14 protein-coding genes are annotated in these 19,202 nt (G+C 72.6%); 8 read left to right on the forward strand and 6 right to left on the reverse strand.

Annotation, left to right across the window (positions count from 1 at the left end; genetic code table 11):
* Nucleotides 1-205 precede the first annotated feature (205 nt).
* The gene (locus O7598_RS12920) at nt 206-1,279 is read right to left on the reverse strand and encodes an NAD-dependent epimerase/dehydratase family protein (RefSeq protein WP_269691576.1); all 1,074 of its coding nucleotides are present in this window, start codon (nt 1,277-1,279) and stop codon (nt 206-208) included.
* 191 nt (nt 1,280-1,470) lie between these two features.
* On the opposite strand from O7598_RS12920, the gene O7598_RS12925 reads away from it, so the two are divergent.
* Entirely contained in the window at nt 1,471-2,823 is a 1,353-nt protein-coding gene (locus tag O7598_RS12925; protein WP_332367368.1) for a molybdopterin-dependent oxidoreductase, read from the forward strand.
* Nucleotides 2,816-3,244: a hypothetical protein gene (locus tag O7598_RS12930; protein ID WP_269691577.1), complete on the forward strand. Its 429-nt coding sequence runs from the start codon at nt 2,816-2,818 to the stop codon at nt 3,242-3,244. The genes O7598_RS12925 and O7598_RS12930 overlap by 8 nt, the downstream gene beginning before the upstream one ends.
* Before the next feature lie 18 nt (nt 3,245-3,262).
* Here O7598_RS12930 and O7598_RS12935 read toward each other — a convergent pair whose 3' ends face one another.
* Nucleotides 3,263-4,492 carry an SLC13 family permease gene (locus O7598_RS12935; protein WP_269691578.1) on the reverse strand — a complete coding sequence of 410 codons (1,230 nt, stop codon included), beginning with the start codon at nt 4,490-4,492 and terminating at the stop codon, nt 3,263-3,265.
* 109 nt (nt 4,493-4,601) lie between these two features.
* Between O7598_RS12935 and O7598_RS12940 the strand changes: the two genes are divergently transcribed.
* Nucleotides 4,602-10,373, forward strand: a complete 5,772-nt coding sequence (locus tag O7598_RS12940) for a TIR domain-containing protein (RefSeq protein ID WP_269691579.1) — start codon at nt 4,602-4,604, stop codon at nt 10,371-10,373.
* A gap of 13 nt (nt 10,374-10,386) precedes the next feature.
* Here the strand turns inward: O7598_RS12940 and O7598_RS12945 are convergent, their stop codons facing one another.
* On the reverse strand, nt 10,387-10,908 hold the full coding sequence (locus tag O7598_RS12945; protein WP_269691580.1) for a hypothetical protein: 522 nt from the start codon (nt 10,906-10,908) through the stop codon (nt 10,387-10,389).
* A gap of 382 nt (nt 10,909-11,290) precedes the next feature.
* Here O7598_RS12945 and O7598_RS12950 point away from each other — a divergent pair, with 382 nt between their 5' ends.
* The 4 genes from O7598_RS12950 to O7598_RS12965 all read left to right on the forward strand — a co-directional run bounded on the left by O7598_RS12950 (nt 11,291) and on the right by O7598_RS12965 (nt 15,567).
* The gene (locus O7598_RS12950; RefSeq protein ID WP_269691581.1) at nt 11,291-12,394 is read left to right on the forward strand and encodes a hypothetical protein; all 1,104 of its coding nucleotides are present in this window, start codon (nt 11,291-11,293) and stop codon (nt 12,392-12,394) included.
* 319 nt (nt 12,395-12,713) lie between these two features.
* Nucleotides 12,714-13,616, forward strand: coding sequence for an SRPBCC family protein (locus O7598_RS12955; RefSeq protein ID WP_269691582.1), 903 nt, complete (start codon nt 12,714-12,716; stop codon nt 13,614-13,616).
* On the forward strand, nt 13,613-14,788 hold the full coding sequence (locus O7598_RS12960; protein WP_269691583.1) for a zinc-dependent alcohol dehydrogenase: 1,176 nt from the start codon (nt 13,613-13,615) through the stop codon (nt 14,786-14,788). Before O7598_RS12955 ends, O7598_RS12960 begins: the two co-directional genes overlap by 4 nt.
* Nucleotides 14,789-14,877: 89 nt before the next feature.
* Nucleotides 14,878-15,567, forward strand: a complete 690-nt coding sequence (locus O7598_RS12965; protein ID WP_269691584.1) for a TMEM175 family protein — start codon at nt 14,878-14,880, stop codon at nt 15,565-15,567.
* A gap of 76 nt (nt 15,568-15,643) precedes the next feature.
* Here the strand turns inward: O7598_RS12965 and O7598_RS12970 are convergent, their stop codons facing one another.
* Nucleotides 15,644-16,486 carry an aldo/keto reductase gene (locus O7598_RS12970; protein ID WP_269691585.1) on the reverse strand — a complete coding sequence of 281 codons (843 nt, stop codon included), beginning with the start codon at nt 16,484-16,486 and terminating at the stop codon, nt 15,644-15,646.
* 229 nt (nt 16,487-16,715) lie between these two features.
* Between O7598_RS12970 and O7598_RS12975 the strand changes: the two genes are divergently transcribed.
* A complete protein-coding gene (locus tag O7598_RS12975) occupies nt 16,716-17,297 on the forward strand; it encodes a type 1 glutamine amidotransferase domain-containing protein (RefSeq protein ID WP_269694862.1) in 582 nt (193 codons plus the stop codon).
* 122 nt (nt 17,298-17,419) lie between these two features.
* Here the strand turns inward: O7598_RS12975 and O7598_RS12980 are convergent, their stop codons facing one another.
* Together O7598_RS12980 and O7598_RS12985 are read right to left on the reverse strand one after the other, a co-directional pair.
* Nucleotides 17,420-18,595, reverse strand: a complete 1,176-nt coding sequence (locus O7598_RS12980; protein WP_269691587.1) for a zinc-dependent alcohol dehydrogenase — start codon at nt 18,593-18,595, stop codon at nt 17,420-17,422.
* Nucleotides 18,592-18,972, reverse strand: coding sequence for a hypothetical protein (locus O7598_RS12985; RefSeq protein WP_269691588.1), 381 nt, complete (start codon nt 18,970-18,972; stop codon nt 18,592-18,594). The genes O7598_RS12980 and O7598_RS12985 overlap by 4 nt, the downstream gene beginning before the upstream one ends.
* Nucleotides 18,973-19,202 lie beyond the last annotated feature (230 nt).

Consider the following 19,202-nt stretch of genomic DNA (forward strand, 5'->3'; position numbering starts at 1 on the left):
ATCTTGGTATGAAACGGCCCCTCCAGGGGCCGTTTCATACCAAGATCTCCCGTGCCGAGCCGTGCCGTGCCGAGCCGTGCCGAGCCGTGCCGTGCCGAGCCGTGCCGTGCCGAGCCGTGCCGTGCCGAGCCGTGCCGAGCCGTGCCGAGCCGTGCCGAGCCGAGCCGAGCCGTGCCGTGCCGGGGCGGGGCGGGGCGGGGCGGGGTTAGGCGGGGTGGGGGGTGAGGAGGGTGGCGGGGGCGCGGAGGGGGTCGGTGGCGAAGGCGGTCACTCCCTCGGCGAAGGTGACCGTCGCGGTGTAGCCGAGCAGCTCCCGGGCGCGGGTGGGGTCGGCGACCACGTGCCGGACGTCGGCGGCCCGGGCGCCGCCGGCCACCACCGGAACCGGGCCGCCCATGGCCGCCGCCAGCGCGGCCGCCAGGTCACCCACGGTGTGCGGCTGTCCGGAGCAGACGTTCACCGGCACCAGGCCGTCCGGCGGGGGCGCGGTCAGTGCCAGCAGGTTCGCCCGGGCCACGTCCGTGACGTGCACGAAGTCCCGTCGTTGCCGGCCGTCCTCCAGCACCACCGGCGCGCGGCCGTTGGCCAGCGCGGAGCGGAACAGCGAGGCCACCCCGGCGTACGGGGTGTCGCGGGGCATCCGCGGGCCGTAGACGTTGTGGTAGCGCAACGCCCACACCTCGCCGCCGGTCTGCCGGGCCCACGCGGCGGCGTAGTGCTCCTGGGCGAGCTTGCTGGCCGCGTACGTGCTGCGCGGCTCCAGCGGCGCGTCCTCGGGCACCAGCGCCGGGGCGAGCGTGCCGCCGCAGTCGGGGCAGGTCGGGTCGTACCGGCCGGCGGCCAGGTCGGCGGGGCGACGCGGGGCGGGACGGACCACGCCGTGCCGGTCGCAGGTGTAGCGCCCCTCGCCGTAGACCACCATCGAGCTGGCCAGCACCAGCCGGCGTACCCCGGCGGAGTGCATGGCGGCCAGCAGCGTCGCCGTGCCGAGGTCGTTGTGCGCCGCGTAGTCGGGCGCGTCGGACGGGTCGAGGCCGTGCCCGACCATGGCCGCCTGGTGGCAGACCGCGTCCACCCCGGACAGCAGCCGGTCCAGCAGCGCGGCGTCACGTACGTCGCCGACCACCGGGTCGTGCCGCCGGGACCACTCCGGCAACGTCCCGCCGTGCGCCTGCGGCAGCAGGGCGTCCAGGCAGACCGGCTCGTGGCCCTCGGCCGCCAGCAGGTCGGCGATCTGCGATCCGATGAACCCGGCCGCGCCGGTGACCAGTACCCGCATACCGGCTGACGCTAGGGCACCCGGCGCGGGTGGGAGGCCGGTTCCGGCCGGACGTCAGCGGTCCGTAAGGGACGGCCGCGGTAAGGCATCGGTAATGCGGCAAACGCCGTCACGGGCCGCCGGAGGCGTCTAGCGTCCCATCGGTGGAAGCGCCGGCCGCCAGGGTCGGCCCCGCCGCCGGAGGAGGTGCCGTGCCCACCGACGCCCCGCCCCCGGACGGCCCCGCGCCCGTCGAGGTCGCACCGCGGGCCCGCCCGGCGTACGCCGCGCCCGCGTCGTTCTGGCGCGCCCTGGACCGCCACCGACCGCCGGGCGTCGACGTGGTCGACCGGGCCTGGCGCAGCCCGGTACGCGGGCCGTGGCTGACCTCCGTGCTGGGCGCGGTGCTGCTGGCCACCCTGCCGCTGGTGATCGTCACCGGGCTGCTCGACTGGATCGCCTACGGACCCCGCTTCGACCAGGCGTTCCCCCGGGACGTGGGCTGGCTGCACCCGCCGGTGTTCGACTGGCCGACCCGGCCGGCCTGGCTGTTCCGGCTCACCCAGGGGCTGCACGTGACGCTCGGCATCGTGCTGGTGCCGGTGGTGCTGGCGAAGCTCTGGTCGGTGGTGCCGAAGCTGTTCGCGTGGCCGCCGGCCCGCTCGGTCGCGCAGGTGCTGGAGCGGCTGTCGTTGCTGCTGCTGGTCGGCGGCATCCTGTTCCAGAGCGTGACCGGTCTGCTCAACGTCCAGTACGCCTACCTGTTCGGCTTCGACTTCTACACCGCGCACTGGTACGGCGCGTGGATCTTCACGGTGGCGCTGGTGGCGCACGTGGCGCTCAAACTGCCCCGGCTGGTGACCGCGCTGCGCGGGCCGGGCTTCGCGCGTACCCCGGTGGAGCGGACCGCGCCGGAGCCGGCGGATCCGGACGGCCTGGTGGCCCGCCGCCCCGGCCCGGCGACGATGAGCCGCCGCGGGGTGCTGGCGCTGGCCGGCGGCGGCGCGCTGCTGCTGGCCGCGCTGACCGTGGGGCAGAGCGTGGACGCGCTGCGGCGCACCGCGTTGCTGCTGCCCCGGGGCCGGCGCGTCGACGACGGGCCCACCGGTTTCCCGGTCAACCGCACCGCCGCGGCGGCCGGCGTCACCGCCGACCGCACCGGCCCGGGCTGGCGGCTGTCGCTGCGGGCCGGCGACCGCACGGTCACGCTGGACCGGGCCGGGCTGCTCGCGCTGCCGCAGCACACCGCCACGCTGCCGATCGCCTGCGTGGAGGGCTGGTCCACGTCACAGACCTGGACCGGGGTACGCCTGCGTGACCTGGCCGCCCTGGTCGGCGCCGCCGGTCCGGCCGCCGCACGGGTCCGGTCGCTGGAGCGCAGCGGCCTGTTCGGCCGGGCCACCCTGCACGGCGGCCAGGTGACCGACCCGGACGCGCTGCTCGCGCTGCGGGTCAACGGCGTCGACCTGAGCCCCGACCACGGCTTCCCGGCCCGGGTCGTGGTGCCCGCGCTGCCCGGCGTGCACTGCACCAAGTGGGTGGAGGAGATCGTGTTCGATGGCTGACCTGCGGCGGGCGTACGGCGCGGCGGCGTGGCACCTGCCGCTGACGGTCGGCTGCCTGGCGGTGGCCGGATGGGTCGCGCTGCGGCTGGCCGGCGAGCCGACCGCCGGCCGGATGCTGCTCTGGTTCGTCGGCGCGGCGGTCGTGCACGACCTGGTGCTGTTCCCGGCGTACGCGGCGGCCGACCGGACACTGGGGCGGGCCGGCCGGTCGCTGCGCAACCACGTGCGGGTCCCGGCGCTGGGGTCCGCGCTGCTGTTCCTGGTCTACCTGCCCGGTGTGCTCGGCCTCGGCGACGGCACCTACGCGGCGGCCACCGGCCTCGCCCCGGCACCGCTGCTGGGTCGCTGGCTGGCGGTCACCGGCGTGCTGTTCGCCGTCAGCGCGCTGCTCTACACGGCCCGCCGGCCGTGGCGGCGCTGACCGGCCGGCACGGCGGCGTCACGCGCCGGGGCCGACCAGCAGCGCGGCCACGGTGCACGCGGTGGCGAGCGCGGCCAGCGCGGCGCTGGTGGCCACGAACCGGCCCAGCGGCACCGTCAGCCCGGCCGCCCGGCACCGCTCGTACCAGATCAGCGTGGCCAGCGACGCCCACGGCGTGGCCAGCGGGCCGACGTTCGTGCCGATCAGCAGCGCCAGCAGTTGGGTGTGCCGGTCGGCGGCGATGACCGCCTCGCCGGCCACGTACGCGGGCAGGTTGTTGACCACGTTGCTGAACAACGCGCCGACGGCGCCCGCCCGCAGCGCGCCCTCCGCGCCCGGGTCGGCACCGATCAACGCGCCCATCACCGTGTCCAGCCCGTGCCGGCCGATCGTCTGCACGACCAGGAACAGCCCGGTGACGAACACCAGCAGCCGCCACGGCACCAGCGCCGGGCGCAGCCGGTGCCGGGCCCGCACCGCGAAGCCGGCCACCAGGATCGCGGCGGCCACCGCCGAGGCGACGCCGATCTCGACGCCGGCCAGCACCCCGGCGACGAAGAGCAGGCAGGCTACCAGCGCGGTCCGGTAGACCAGGCGGTCCGGCGGCACGTACGGCGGCGGCGGGACGAACGGATCGGCGCCGGCGCGGGCCGGGCGCCAGTACCACCACCACAGCAGCAGCATGGTGATGGCGATGGCGACCAGTTGCGGCCACCACATCCGGGCCGCCCACGGCACCGGGTCGAGCCCGATCCGGTCGCTGGCCAGGATGTTTGTCAGGTTGGACACCGGCAGCAGCAGGCTCGCGGTGTTGGCCAGCCAGACCGTGGTCATGGCCAGCGGCGTCGCCGGCACGTTCAGCGTCCGGGCCAGGGCGATCATCACCGGCGTCAGCAGCACCGCCGTGGTGTCCAGGTTGAGCGCGATCGTGGTCACCGACGCGAAGCCGACACAGAGCCAGAACAGCGCCCGGAAACTGCCCCGGGCGGTGATCGCCACCCGGGCGGCGAGCGCGTCGAAGACCCCGGCCACCGCGGTCAGCTCCGCCAGCACCACCACCGTGCCGAGGAAGATCAGGATGGGCACGATGCGGCGTACGGTGGCCTCGGCGTCGGCGCGCGGCAGCAGCCCGGTGAGCACACAGAGCACCCCGACGACGGCCAGCACGATCGCGATCCAGTCCAGCACGTGCAGGCGCCGACGGGGCCGGTCCGGCGCGGCGGACGGCGGGTCGCCGACGGTCTCCACGAACGCTGATCCTCGCACATCCGGCCACGGCCGGTCCGGCCCGACGCGATCGTCATGTCGAGCTGCCGACGGTGTCGATCTGTTGACCGTCGGTGGTCATAATGACCACGTGGCTGTAGGCGCGCACCCCACCCGGTCCGACCGCCCCATCGACTTCTTCATCAGCTACTCACCGGCCGACGAACGGTGGGCGACGTGGCTGGCCTGGGAGTTCGAGAAGGCCGGCTACCGCACGATGATCCAGGCGTGGGACTTCGTCGCCGGCACCAACTTCATCGACTTCATGGACCGCGGGGTCCGCGAGGCCGAGGTGGTGGTGGCGGTGCTGTCCGAACGCTACCTGCACTCGACGTACGGCAAGCTGGAGTGGCAGGCGGCGTTGCGCGCCGACCCCGACGGCACCGGCAACAAGCTGGTCACCGTGCGGGTCGAGGACTGCCCGATCGACGGCCTGCTCGCCACCATCACCTACGTCGACCTGGTCGGGGTGGACGATCCGGCGCAGGCGCGCGCCCGGGTGCTGAACCGGATCCGCGAGACGCTCGACGGCCGGGCCAAGCCGATGCGCCAGCCCGTGTTCCCGCTGCACCTCGACGACCCCGCCGACGTGCTGGCCGCGCCGGCCGCCGGCGCGCCGGCCCAGCGCCGCCCCCGGCGTACCCCGATCAACCCGCCGCCGTTCCCGCCGGCCGCGACCGCACCGCCCACGGCCCGCGACACCGTCACGGTGCTCCAGGTGGGCGGGCCCCGCTTCGGTCGCGGCGTGATCGAGCCCGGCGCCCCGGTCACCCCCGGTGAGCTCCAGGAGCACCTGATGGGTGACCTGACGCTGCTGATGAACGACGGGGTGCCCCGCCCGGACCTGCTGGTGGTCGCCGGCAACCTGACCGAGTCGGGCAGCCCGCGCGAGTTCTCCGACGCGCTGAGCTTCCTCACCGGGCTGCGGGTGCTGCTCGGCCTGGAGCCGCACCGCCTGGTCGTGGTGCCCGGCCCGCGCGACGTGACGATGGCCGCCTGCCGGGCCTACTTCGCCACCTGCGAGGCCGACGACGTGGACCCGCAGCCGCCCTACTGGCCGAAGTGGCGGCACTACGCGCGCCTCTTCGACGACCTGTTCCAGGGCCTCGAGGACCGGATCTTCGACAGCGAGCAACCGTGGACGTTGTTCCCGGTGCCCGACCTGCGGGTGGTGGTGGCCGGGCTGAACTCGACGATCGCCATCACCCACCGCGAGGAGGACCGCTACGGCTTCCTCGGCGAGGCGCAGTCCAGCTGGTTCGCCCAGCGGCTGCGCCACTACCAGCAGTCCGGCTGGCTGCGGCTGGGCGCGATGGCGCACGCGCCGGGCCCGCGCAGCCCGTACGCCGACGAGGCCCCGCCGGACCGGGTGTCGCTGCGCGACCGCGGCTCGGTCAACCGGCTGGTCGGTCCGATGCTCAACCTGCTGCTCTCCGACGCCGCGCCGGCCGGCCGGGCCGACCCGGTGGTGCCGCTGGCCGCCGCCCCGCGCGACGGCCGGGCCCAGGTGCTGCGTCTCGGCGCGGACGGGATGACCCGCTGGGTGCTCGGCCGCGACGACCGGCTGGACGGCGGCGAGTCCACCGTGGTGGCGTGGCCGCGGGCCGACGCGACGTTCGGCGCGGCCGGCCCGGCGCAGGTGCCGGATCCGCGTCGTCCCGTCGGGGTCGAGGGCGCCACCCAGCGCGAGGCCACGCCCGCGGTCGGGACGCCGGTGGAGCGGCTGCTCGACCGGCTGGCCGAGGTGTGCGAGGCGCGCTACGACCGGGTGGTGGTGCGCCGGGTCGACGCCGACCCGCCGCACCTCTACGTCAGCTACCGCTCCGACGGTGTGGTGCGGCAGCAGCGGGTCGGCGCGCACGTGGGCACCCCGGCGCCGGCCGACCTGGACCGGTTCGCCCGCCGGGTGCACGCCACCGACCCGGACATCGCCTCCGAGCTGGTCTACGACGGCGACCGGGTGCCGCGCGGGCTGGCCGAGGAGGCGCAGCGGCGCGGCGTGCGGGTGCTGCACCTGACCGAGTTCCAGGGCCTGCTCGACCTGCGCGACTACGTCGCCGCGCAGACCGCCCGGCTCCAGGCCGACCGGCTCTACCCGCCGGGGCAGTACGTGCCGCAGCGCTACCGGCACCTGGTCGGCGCCGACCAGCGGGTCCGCGACGACGTGGTGGACGAGCTGCTGGAGACCGTCTCCGCCCCGGACGGCCGGTTCGTGCTGGTGCTCGGCGACTTCGGCCGGGGCAAGACGTTCGCGTTGCGCGAGGTGGCCCGCCGGCTGCCCACCGCCGCGCCGGACCTGATCCCGATCCTGGTGGAGCTGCGCGCGCTGGACAAGGCGCACTCCGTCGACGGCCTGGTCGCCGCGCACCTGGCCAACCACGGCGAGCAGGTGATCGACCTCAAGGCGTTCCGCTACATGCTGCGGCAGGGCCGGATCGTGCTGCTCTTCGACGGGTTCGACGAGTTGGTGGCCCGGGTGACCTACGACCGGGCGGCCGACCACCTGGAGACGCTGCTCCAGGCCGCCGACGGCGCGGCCAAGATCGTGGTGAGCAGCCGGACCCAGCACTTCAAGACCAACTCGCAGGTGCTGACCGCTCTGGGCGAGCGGGTCGGGCTGCTGCCGCACCGCCGGGTGCTGGCCGTGGAGGACTTCACCCCCGGCCAGATCGAGGCGTTCCTGCGCAACCGCTACGGCGGTGACGAGCAGGCCGCGCGGGAGCGGATGACCCTGCTCGGCGGCGTCAAGGACCTGCTCGGCCTCTCCCGCAACCCGCGCATGCTCGGCTTCATCGCCAACCTCGACGAGGGCCGGTTGGCCGCGGTGGCCGGTGCCGGCGGCACGTTCAGCGCCGCCGCGCTCTACCGCGAGATCCTGGAGTCCTGGCTGGACTTCGAGGAGCGGCGTACCCAGGGCATCCCGGGGGCGCCGGTCAGCCTGCGCCGGCCGGAGCTGTGGCAGGCGGTGAGCCGGCTGGCGTTCCAGCTCTGGGAGAGCGGCGAGGCCTACCTGCGGCTGGCCGAGCTGGCCGAGTCCACCGGCCAGCTCGCCGGGCGGGCCGACTCGCGACTGTCCGGGCCGCAGGCCACCCACGCGGTCGGCGCGGGCAGCCTGCTGGTCCGCACCGACGACGGGCTGTTCGGCTTCATCCACACCTCGGTGATGGAGTGGCTGGTCGCCGAGGGCGTGGCCGAGCAGCTCAACCGGGGTGAGGAGCCGGCCGCGCTGGCGGTGCGGTCGTTGTCGGCGCTGGCCGTGGAGTTCCTCGGTGACCTCGCCGACCCGGCCCGGTGCACGGCGTGGACGGCCCGGGTGCTCGGCGACGAGGCGGCGGGCGAGACGCTGCGGGCCAACGCGCTGCGGCTCAGCGCGCGGCTGCGCCTGCCCGACCGGGCCGACCTGCGCGGCGCGGTGCTGCGCGGCGAGGACCTGTCGCACCGGGAGCTGGCCGGCGCCGACCTCACCGGCGCCGACCTGACCGACACCCGGCTGGTCGCCACGAACCTGACCGAGGCGCGGCTGGAGCACGCCCGGCTGCGCGGCGCCCGCCTGGATCAGGCCCGCCTGTCCGGGGCGGACCTGCGCGGCGCGGAGCTGGCCGGCGCCCGGCTGTTCCGGGCCGACCTGCGCGGGGCGCGGATCGCCGGCAGCAGCTGGCACCGCACCGCGCTGATCGACGTCAGCGCCGACCCGGCGATGCTGCGCGCGCCGGAACTGCGCGGCGCCGTGGTCGCGCCGGGCCGGCCTGTGGCGCCCGGCCTGGCCCCGCCCGCGGTGGGCGTGGGGTACGGCTTCGAGGTGGGACGCCTGCCGGTGCCGGTCGCGTACAGCCCGGACGGCGCGGTGCTGGCGGTGGGCAGCGACGACGGTGGCGTGCTGCTCTGCGACACGGCCACCGGGCTGCCGGTGCGCACCCTGCCGGGACACCGGTCCCGGGTCTACGCGGTCCGCTACGACGCCGCCTCGCACCAGTTGGTCACCGGCGCGGCCGACCTCACCGTACGGCTGTGGGACGCCGACCACGGCGACGTGCGGCACGTCATCGAGGACGTCTTCGCCGGCTGGGTCTGGCCGCTGCTCACCGACGGGCGTCGAGGCCGGCTGGTGGTCGGCGACGCGGCCGGCGTGGTCCGGCTCTTCGACACCCGCACCGCCCGGCTGCGGCACGAATGGCCGGGGCACGACGCGCCGATCTGGGGCACCTCGTTCAGCCCGGACGGCCGGCGGGTGGTGGTGGCGGACAGCGCCGGCACGGTGCGCGGTTGGGACATCCACACCGGCCGGCAGGCGTTCGAGGTGCGCGAGCCGGAGGTGGTCTACCGGGTGGTGCACTCACCGGACGGGCGACTGCTGGTCGCCGTCGGGCAGCACGGCCGGGTGTGGATCCGCCGGGCCACCGACGGCGAACTGCTGCGCCAGCCGCGCGGCCACGAGGCCGACGTGTACGCGCTCGACATCAGCCCCGACGGCACGCTGATGGCCACCGGCGACACACACGGCGCGTTGCGGCTGTGGGAGACGGAGACCGGCCGGCCGGTGCGGGTGCTCGGCCGGCAGCGCGGCGCCATCTACAGCGTCCGGTTCAACGGCGACGGCAGCCTGCTCGCCACCGCCGCCAGCGACGGCGCGATCCAGCTCTGGGACACCGACGACGGTCAGGTGCGGCACGAGCTGACCCGGCACCGCGGCTCGGTCTGGCCGGTGGTCTGGCGGCCGGACCAGAACCAGGTCGCCACCAGCAGCAACGACGGCACCACCCGGCTGTGGGACGTGCACACCGGGCAACTCCAGCACACGTTGCGCGGGCACGGCCGGCGGGTCACCGCGCTCTCCTTCCGCGACGACGGGGAGGTGCTGGCGGCGTGCGGCAACGACGGCGTGATCCGGCTCTGGGAGCCGCGTACGGGGCGCCTGCTGGGGCAGCTCGCCAGCCCGGCCGACCGCCTGCTGTCGGTGGTCTTCTGCCCGGACGAGCCGCTGGTCGCCACGCCCAGCGGCGACGGCGGCGTGCACCTGTGGAACACCGACACGGGCGCCGACGAGCGGGAACTCAACGTGGACACCGACCACGTCTGGGCGGTCGCGTTCAGCCCGGACGGCGACGCGCTGGCGACCGCGAACGACGACGACACCGTGCGGCTGTGGTACCGCCGTACCGGCCGGCACTTCGCCACGCTCACCCCGCACCGGGGCCGGGTGCGGACGGTGGCGTTCAGCCCGGACGGCGAGACCATCGCCACCGGCTGTGACGACCAGATGGTCCGGCTCTGGGACGCGGCCACCGCCACCTGCCGGCTGACCCTGGAACACCACACCGACCGGGTCTACTCGGTCGGTTTCAACAGCGAGGGAACGCTGTTGGCCAGCGCCGGCAACGACGGTACGGCGGTGATCTGGGACGTGGCCACCGGCGAGCGGCGCCTCGTGCTGAGCGAGCACGTCGGGCGGCTCTGGTCGTGCGCGTTCAGCCCGGACGGCAACCTGCTCGCCACCGCCGGCGACGACCTGGTGATCCGACTCTGGGACCCGGTCACCGGTCGGCTGCACGGCGCTCTGGCCGCGCACACCCGGCGGGTCTGGTCGGTGCACTTCAGCCCGGACAGCAGCCTGCTCGCCAGCGCCGGCGACGACGGCACGGTGCGGCTCTGGGACGTGGCGGATCCGGAGCACGCGCAGTTGCGGACCACGCTGATCGGCCTGGCGGACGGCTGGGCGGCGGTGAGCCCGGACGGCCGGTACAAGCTGGACGGCGACCCGGGCGGCCAGTTCTGGCACGTCATCGGCACCTGCCGCTTCGAGGTCGGCGAACTGGACCCCTACCTCACCCAGGTCCGCCGCCTGGCCGTCGACGCCCCCTTCTGACCGGGTACCTCGGTCAGTCCTGCGGGTGCCCTTGCGGCCCTACCAGCCGCATGGTGATCTGCCTCAGCGGCTGGTTGTTGTCGACGACCTTCTTCATGCGTTGCCACGCCGCGCGGGCGAGGGATCCGCCTGGCACGCCGCTCCGGCCTCCGTCGCCGGCCGCTGCCTCGCCGTTCTGAGCCAGTTGCCGGGTGGCCTGCCCGAGTTGTTGGCCAACCTGCTGGCTGGTCTGCTCCAGCGTCTGCGACAGCGGCCCCTGCGGCCCGAGCACCTGCTCAGCTGTCCGCCCGACCTGGTTCACGGCGCTGTCCACCGTCCTGACCAGCGACTCGACGTAGAGCTGTTCGACCTTGGCCTGTGGGATCTGGAGGACGACGTCCGGGTCGGACATCGTCTTGCTGCTGTGTCCGCCGGACGGCTGGGGAAGGTCGTGCTCACCACGCCGCGGGGCGGAGTCGCGCTGCCGATCGACCTGCTCGCGCGACTGCGTGGCCGACTCGCGTGTGCTCGTGGCTCGGCTCTTCGGTTCGGCCATTGCGTACTCCTCGGGCCTCGCCTGGCATCCGGACCGGATGGAGCCCACGGTCAGTGTGTGCGCGACCCGCGGCCCACCGTCTTGGACGAGGTCGCGGTCTACCCGTGTGCCGAAGTGTCAAACGGCTCAGCGGTGCGGCCGAGGAGCCCCGCAGATCAGCTGCGTCGGGAAGCGAGGCAGGCGGATTCACCTTCGCGGAGGGGTATGGTTGCCCCTTCAGCCGGGCTCGTCGGCGCCTTCTTCGTGGTGGCCGTGCCGCGCGGGTTGACGAAAGACCTCCGCATTGCTGTCACAACGAAGCACCGTGACGACGGCCGGAGGCTCACGACGACCGGCTGGTGCCGGTGGACGGCGACAAGCTCGGCTACCCGTGAGGACACCGATGATCCACAGCGAACGGCACCGACCGGAGATCGTCGTCGGACTGGTGGCGACCCCGCCGGACCAGCCGGCCCGGGTGGCCGCGCGGCTCGCCGCCGAGCTGGCCGGCCGGCTCGCCGAGCGGGTGGACGCGGACGTGCGGTGGACCGTTCGGGAAGGCTGGGGTGAGGCGGCGCCGCGCCGGGACGCCGGAGTGGAGGCGCTGCTCGACGACATTGCCGAACGGCGCACCGGCGACCGGTGGGATGTCGCGATCTGCCTGACCGACCTGCCGCTGCACAGCGGGGGAGTGCCGCTGGTCGCGCAGACCTCCGGCCGGCGCCGGGTCGCGTTGGTGTCCCTGCCGGCGTTGGGACCGCGGCAACTGCGAGCAGCCCGCGCGGCCGTTCCGGACATGGTGAGTCGACTACTCACCGACGCCTCGGACCAGCGGGTGCTGCGTGCCCGGTGGATGCCGGCCGAGATGGCAAGCCGGGTCGGGGCCATCCATCAGGTGGTCGGCGAGGCCGGGGAACTGGGATACGTGGCCTCGCCGCTGATCGGCCGGATGCGGCTGTTGGCCGGGATGGTCCGGGCCAACCGACCGGGACGCGCTCTGCTGGGCCTGTCCAAGCTGCTGGTCGGCGCCTTTGGCGCGGCCGCGTTCGCGCTCACCACGGACACCATCTGGCAGATGGGTGATGCCCTCGGCGGACTGCGGCTCGCCGTGATCATGGTGCTCGGACTGACCGCGTTGGTGGCCTGGCTGATCGTCGCCCACGACCTGTGGGAGAAACCGGGCCCCACGACACCGCCGGAGCTGGCCCGGCTGTTCAACCTGGGTACGATCCTCACCCTCACTCTTGCCACGGCGGTGTCCTACCTGGTCTTGTTCGCCGGAACGGCGCTCGTCGGGGCGCTGCTGATCGACACCTCGGTGCTGGAGCAGACCTTGCAGCGGCCGGTCGATTTCACCGACTACCTGACGCTCGCCTGGATAACCAGTTCCCTGGCCACCGTCGGCGGTGCGATCGGCTCCGGGCTGGAGGACGAGGAAGCGGTGCGGGCCGCCGCTTACGGCTACCACCCCGAGCCCGACGGCTGGCGGGACGAGAAGGACGGGTAGCCCCACAGCCACCCCTGGTCCGCCGGCACCGCAGGCCGGTTGCCGTCACGGGGCCCTCCGGAAGCCCGCTGAGCCCCGCCGGCCTGTCGTGCAGGCTGCGCCAGTGGTCGATTTGACAGGGTTCAGGTGGTCTGCGGTGGGTATGCCGGCCCCGCCGGTCCGCCGCCCCGGTTCGCAAGGAACCGTGCTGCTTGGCCTGGTGCGACCGGATAGGGAGGCTAGCGTGACTCGACTGGCAGTCCGAGAGGAAGCGCAGGCAAGGCAGGAGGAGGTGCAGCGGCGGGGGCGAGGGCTCGGCTGGATGAGTCTCGGTCTGGGCGTGGCGCAGTTGGCGGCGCCGGACAAGGTGCGTCGGATCAGCGGCGTGGACGACTCCCCGACTTCGCGGGTGGTGGTGCCGCTCGTCGGGGCACGGGAACTGGTACACGCGGCCGGGCTCCTGACGAGCCGGCGGAAGGGCGTCTGGGCGTGGACCCGGGTCGTGGGCGATGCGATGGATCTGACCTCGCTCGGAATGGCCCTCGCGCACCGGGGCGGGCGCCGCCGGCGGCGGCTCGTCGGTGTCACCGGCGCCATCCTCGGGATCACGGTGCTGGATGTACTGACCGCCGTGCAGGCCACCCGGGCGAAGGAGACCGCCTCCGGATCGGCGGTACGGGGCGTACGCAGAGGAGGACCCATGGAGCTCACTGCCACCACGACCGTTCGCAAGCCTCCGTCGGAGGTGTACGAGTTCTGGCGCGAGCTGGGGAACCTCCCGACGTTCATGGCTCATCTGGAGGAGGTCCGCGTCACCGGTGGGCGTACGAGCCACTGGTCCGCCAGCGCTCCCTTCGGCAGGAACGTCGAGTGGGACGCCGAGATCACCGACGAGGCGCCCGGCGAGAAGATCGCCTGGCGGTCGACCGGGAGCGCCGATGTGCCGAACGCCGGTACGGTCCGGTTCGTGCCCGCCCCGGACGGCGTGAGCACCCAGGTGCGCGTCGTCCTGAGCTACGACATCCCGGGCGGCGCGGTCGGCAAAGCGGTCGCGAAGTACTTCGGCGAGGAACCGCACCAGCAGCTCGATGACGATCTGCGCCGGTTCAAGCAGGTGCTGGAAACCGGCGAGGTGGTCCGCTCCGACGGCGCCCCGTGGGGCAAGCGGGCCCGCAAGGAGTTCCCGCAGCGCGCGGCGCAACCGCTGTCGGATGCCGAGTTGGCGAAGGGGGCGGACGCATGAGGGCGAACACCTGGGCGGGCCGCAACAAGGTCAAGGTCCGCGATGTGCCGGACCCGAAGATCCTGAACAAGCGCGACGCGATCGTGAAGATCACCTCCACCGCGATCTGCGGATCGGACCTGCACCTGGTGGACGGATACGTGCCCACCATGCAGGACGGCGACGTCATGGGCCACGAGTTCATGGGCGAGGTGATCGAGGTCGGATCGGGAGTGCCGGCCGACAAGCTACGGGTCGGCGACCGGGTCGTCGTGCCGTTCCCGATCGCCTGCGGCGCGTGCGGCGCCTGCGCCGCCCAACTCTACTCCTGCTGCGAGAACTCCAACCCCAACGCCGGCATCGCGGAGAAGATGTTCGGTCACCCGGTCGCCGGGATCTTCGGCTACTCGCATCTGACGGGTGGCTTCGCGGGCGGTCAGGCGCAGTACGCCCGAGTGCCGTTCGCCGACGTGGGTCCGTTGAAGATCGAGTCTGATCTGACCGACGAGCAGGTGCTGTTCCTCTCCGACATCCTGCCCACCGGCTTCATGGGCGCCGACCTGTGTGACATCCAGTCCACCGACGTGGTGGCGGTGTGGGGCGCCGGGCCGGTGGGCCAGTTCGCCATGGACAGCGCCCGGGTGCTCGGCGCCGCAAAGGTGATCGCCATCGACAAGGAGCCTTACCGGCTGCAGATGGCGGAGCGGGCGGGCCACACGACGATCAACTTCGAGGAGGTCGACGTGCGGTCCCGGCTGCTGGAACTGACCGGCGGGCGGGGACCGGACAAGTGCATCGACGCGGTCGGCATGGAGGCCAGCCACGGCGCCGCGCACATCCACGCCTACGACCGGATCAAGCAGGCGGTCCGGTCGGAGACCGAGCGCCCGCACGCGCTGCGTCAGGCGATCATGTCGTGCCGAAGCGGCGGCATCGTTTCGGTGATCGGCGTGTACGGCGGCTTCCTCGACAAGTTTCCCGCCGGCGCCTGGATGAACCGCTCGCTGACCTTGCGCACGGGCCAGTGCCACGTCCAGCGCTACATGAAGCCGCTGCTGCAGCGCATCGAACGCGGCGAGATCGACCCGACCCGCGTCATCACCCACACGCTGCCGCTCAACGAGGCCGAACACGGCTTCGACATCTTCAAGAACAAGCGGGACCACTGCGAAAAGGTCGTCCTCAAGGCCTGACCAGCCAACCGTATCCGGCCACCGCGACGTGCGCGGCGGCCGGATACGGTGGCTTGTTTGCCGCCGACGATCCTGGGTAGACGCGGCCGATGAGTGGGCCAGACACGCGCCTGGGCACCCGGTCGGACACCAGTCGCGCCGTGGCGTTCAGCGACGCCATCTTCGCGATCATCATCACGCTGCTGGTCCTGGATCTCCAGGTGCCGGACGTCCCGCCCGGCCGTCTGCTGTCCGGACTGCTCGGCCAGTGGCCGTCGTACGTCGCGTACCTCGCGTCCTACTCGTACGTGGCCGTTGTCTGGCTCAACCACAAGGCGGCATTCAATCGCATCCAGCAGACTGATCGTGGCCTGCACTGGATGAACCTGTTGGTGCTGTTCACCACGGCGTTGCTGCCGTTTCCCACCATCGTCGTGTCGCACGCCCTGCAGGAGCACGACAACACGGACCAGCGCGTGGCCATCGCCTTCTACGCGTTGATCGGCGCGTCGCTGTGCGCCACCTGGCTGGCGTTCTACCACTACCTGAGCCGGCACCCCGACCTGCTGCGAGAACAGGTGAAGGACGAGTTCTTCCGCGTCGAGCGGATCCGGGCTCTCGCCGGGGTCCTGCTGTACGTCCTCGCGGGGGTGCTCGGCTACCTGGTGACGCCGCTGGTCGGCCTCGCCATCTTCCTTCTCCCGCCCATCTTCTACGCCGTCACCAGCGCGGGCCTGTACCAGTTTCGGCTGCCGCGCCGGATCAGCCGCCGTCCTCCGCCGCCATCGGACGAGTCGTAGCGGCGGTACCGGTGGGGTGATCTGGACGATCGCGGCGGGCACCGACCAGCAACCGCATGCGCCGATCCGCCGGACGCTACAACATCTCCAGCGGCTGCGGGCCGGCCGGCGGCGGGAAGGCCGTGTCGAGTGCCGCCACGTCCTCCTCGGCCAGATACAGGTCGCGCGCTTCCGCGTTCTCCCGGGTGTGTTCGGGGTTGGACGACCGGGGGATCGCCGCTGTCCTCCCCTGCCGCAGCAGCCAGGCCAACGCGACCTGAGCAGCGGTGGCCTCGTGCCGGGCGGCGACCTCCGCGACCTGGGGGTGGCCGAGCAGCCTGCCCTGCTCGATCGGCGAGTACGCCATCACCGGGATCTGGTGCTCGCGTAGCCACGGCAGCAGATCGAACTCCGGGCCCCGGCGGGTGAGGTTGTACAGGATCTGGTTGGTCGCGCAGGCGCTTCCGCCCGCCTCCAGGAGGTCCTGCATGTCGGAAAGATCGAAGTTGCTCACACCCCACTGCCCGATGTCGCCGGCCTCGACGAGTTCGCCGAACGCCTCGATGGTGTCGGTGAGCGGATGGCTGCCGCGCCAGTGCAGCAGGTAGAGGTCGATGTGGTCGACGCCGAGTCGTTGCAGGCTGCGACGGCAGGCCTGCACGGTTCCCCGCCGGCTGGCGTTGGACGGCAGCACCTTGTCGACCAGGAACACCTCGGCGCGTCGTCCGGCGATCGCCTCGCCGACGAGTTCCTCGGAAGCGCCGTCACCGTACATCTCCGCAGTGTCGATCATGGTCATGTCCAGGTCGAGCCCGGTGCGGAGGGCGGCCAGCTCGTCCCGTCGCCTCTCGGGTCGCTCACCCAGGTACCACGTGCCCTGGCCGAGCACGGGCATCGTCTGGCCGGACGGCAGTTCGATCGCGTCTGCGGCGAGGGTCATGATGTGACCTTTCCCGAGCCTCGGTACCAGTGGGTCGAGTGCCTTCCCGCTGCGACAGGAAGCACTCTCACGGCGCGACCTTTCTCCGCACAGGGACGAGCGGATGGGCGAGTTTGTCCGCCTCGAGCGGCGTGCGGCTGCCTGTTTTGCGGTGCCGCCACCGGGAAGGCGGCCGCGAGCGAACGATGTGCCGCCGACCGGGCGGCACCGCGAAGGGGAGGCCGCAAAAATGGCGCAGAGCCAGCAGCGACTGACCGGCAAGCGAGTCGCTTGCCTCGCCGCCGACGGGGTGGAGGACGTGGAATACATCCAGTCGCGGGCCGCCGCGGAGCAGGCGGGGGCCGAGGTCCACCTGATCTCGTTGAATTCCGGCGAGATCCAGTCGATGAACCAGGACATCAGCCCGGCGAACCGCTACCGGGTGGACCGGACCGTGAACGAGGCCGACGCGGCCGACTACCACGCGCTGCTGCTGCCGGGCGGGACGGTCAACCCCGACCGGCTCCGGATGAACCAGCAGGCGATGAACTTCGTCCGGGCGTTCTTCGCACAACAGAAGCCGGTGGCGGCGATCTGCCACGGTCCCTGGTCGTTGGTGGAGACCGGGATGGTCAACGGCAGGACCGTCACCTCGTTCCCCAGCCTGCGCACCGACATCCAGAACGCGGGCGGTAACTGGGTGGATCAACAGGTGCAGGTCGACAACGGCCTGATCACCAGCCGCAACCCTGGCGACCTGCCGGCCTTCTGCGCCAGGATGGTCGAGGAGTTCGCCAAGGGCGAACACGTGCGCCAGATGGCGACGGCGTGATCGGTGGGGCTCCGGAGCGGGGGGATCAGCCCGGCCCGGAGCCCCGACCGGCAGGTGTCTCGGCTACCGGACCTGGCGCGCTCGGTGGTCCGGTCGGAGACGGGAGACCAGAGCGCGTCCGATCATCGGGAGGGCTCGAAGACGGCGCGTACGCATCCGTCGAGCTTGTTCTTGAACATGTGGTATCCCTGCGGTGCCTCGTCGAGTGGCATGGTGTGTGTCGCGAGGTGTTCGGTGACCAGTTCGCCCCGTGCCATCCGATCGAGCAGCATCGGGATGTAGCGGTGTCCGTGCTGTTGGGCGCCGCGCAGGGTGAGGCCCTTGTTCATCAGCGCCCCGAGCGGGAACTTGTCGACAAGGGTGGCGAAGACGCCGAGCAGGAACACGCTGCCGCCCTTGCGGCAGTGGTAGACGGCCTGCCGAGCGGCGATCGGGCGGTCAGGTTCCAGGCGGAGCTGTTGTTTGACCTGGTCGTACAGGTATTGCGGTCCGGTGCTGTGGGACTCCATCCCCACGGCCTCGATGCAGACGTCCGGCCCTCGCCCGCCGCTGCGTTCCAGCAGCTCACCACCGATGTCCTGGGACTCGTAGTTGAGCGTCTCCACACCCAGGTACTTCTCGGCCATCTGCAGCCGATTGGCGAATCGGTCGATGATGATCACCCGCTCGGCGCCGAGCAGGACGGCGGCGCGTGCCGCCATCTGGCCGACCCCGCCGGCGCCCCACACCGCGACCACGTCCCCGGCTCTGACTCCACCGAGGTCCGCGCCCATCCAGCCGGTCGGGGCGGCGTCGGAGGCGAAGAGAGCACGCTCGTCGCTCACCCCGTCGGGGACGGTGAAGGCCCCTTGGTCGGCGTAGGGAACCCGGATGTACTCGGCGTGGCTACCTGCGAAGCCACCGAGGGCGTGCGAGTAGCCGTAGCAGCCGCCGGGTGCGAAGCCCCAGACGTCCTCGGTGATCGCCGGGTTGGTGTTGCCGTTGTCGCACAGAGAGTACTGCTGCTGTCGGCAGTACCAGCAGCGACCGCAGGAGACGAACGAGCAGACCACCACCCGATCGCCCACCTTGTGCTTACGCACCTGCGGGCCGACCTCGACCACCTCGCCCAGGAACTCGTGCCCGAGGACGTCGCCCTGCTCCATGAACGGGATGTACCCACCCAGCAGATGCAGGTCGGAACCGCACGTCGCCGTCTTCCGTACCCGGATGATGGCGTCCTGCTCGTTGCGCATCGTCGGGTCCGGGACCTCGCCCACCGACAGCTCGTTGACGCCCTGCCACATCAGTGCCTTCACAGTCGCCCCTCCCGACGTCCCTGCCGCGTCGCCAGTTGCAGCGGTTTGTTGACCACCGTTGTCCGGGTGGTGGGTGGAGCGTCGGGGTGCAGCACCTCGCCGGTCTCCAGCAACTGCTTCGCCTCGCGCAGCGCGGCCCGGATCGCCTGGTTCGGATCGTTACCGGCGAGTCGCCTGACTCCCGCGGTCAGCGGCGACCGGGCCGACTCGCGCAGCCGTACGGCCAGCTCGATGCCACGGTCGCCCGCGGCGCGGCGGATCTGTACGTCCACCGCGTCACCGAGATCGGCCAGTGGCTCCGGGAGTGGCGAGTCGGGGGTCAGTTCGTCGCGGGTCGGGTTGACGGTCACCACGTGCCACCGCGGCTCATGCCGCATCAATGGAGCGGACTGCCAGGGCCCTTGACGGGTCGACCGGAGCAGGAACCTGCGAAGTGCCCACCCCCCGACCACGATGACCCCTGCCTTGACCAATGCCTTCATGGACACCCCCGAGTTCAGCCGCTGGTATCGCCGCTGCATCTTCCTGACTGACGACTCCGTCAGGGACAAAACTGTCATATCGCATCACCGTCATGCTGGGAATGCCCTTACCGGGCACGGACCGC

Source organism: Micromonospora sp. WMMC241, assembly GCF_027460165.1.
Taxonomy (GTDB): Bacteria; Actinomycetota; Actinomycetes; order Mycobacteriales; family Micromonosporaceae; genus Micromonospora; species Micromonospora humi.

What these genes read in the sequence shown, in the direction of transcription:
- O7598_RS12920 (WP_269691576.1), bottom strand. Translation starts at nt 1,279, where the DNA reads ATGCGGGTACTGGTCACCGGCGCGGCCGGGTTCATCGGATCGCAGATC.
- O7598_RS12930 (WP_269691577.1), top strand. Translation starts at nt 2,816, where the DNA reads ATGGCTGACCTGCGGCGGGCGTACGGCGCGGCGGCGTGGCACCTGCCG.
- O7598_RS12945 (WP_269691580.1), bottom strand. Translation starts at nt 10,908, where the DNA reads ATGGCCGAACCGAAGAGCCGAGCCACGAGCACACGCGAGTCGGCCACG.
- O7598_RS12950 (WP_269691581.1), top strand. Translation starts at nt 11,291, where the DNA reads ATGATCCACAGCGAACGGCACCGACCGGAGATCGTCGTCGGACTGGTG.
- O7598_RS12960 (WP_269691583.1), top strand. Translation starts at nt 13,613, where the DNA reads ATGAGGGCGAACACCTGGGCGGGCCGCAACAAGGTCAAGGTCCGCGAT.
- O7598_RS12965 (WP_269691584.1), top strand. Translation starts at nt 14,878, where the DNA reads ATGAGTGGGCCAGACACGCGCCTGGGCACCCGGTCGGACACCAGTCGC.
- O7598_RS12970 (WP_269691585.1), bottom strand. Translation starts at nt 16,486, where the DNA reads ATGACCCTCGCCGCAGACGCGATCGAACTGCCGTCCGGCCAGACGATG.
- O7598_RS12975 (WP_269694862.1), top strand. Translation starts at nt 16,716, where the DNA reads ATGGCGCAGAGCCAGCAGCGACTGACCGGCAAGCGAGTCGCTTGCCTC.
- O7598_RS12985 (WP_269691588.1), bottom strand. Translation starts at nt 18,972, where the DNA reads ATGCGGCATGAGCCGCGGTGGCACGTGGTGACCGTCAACCCGACCCGC.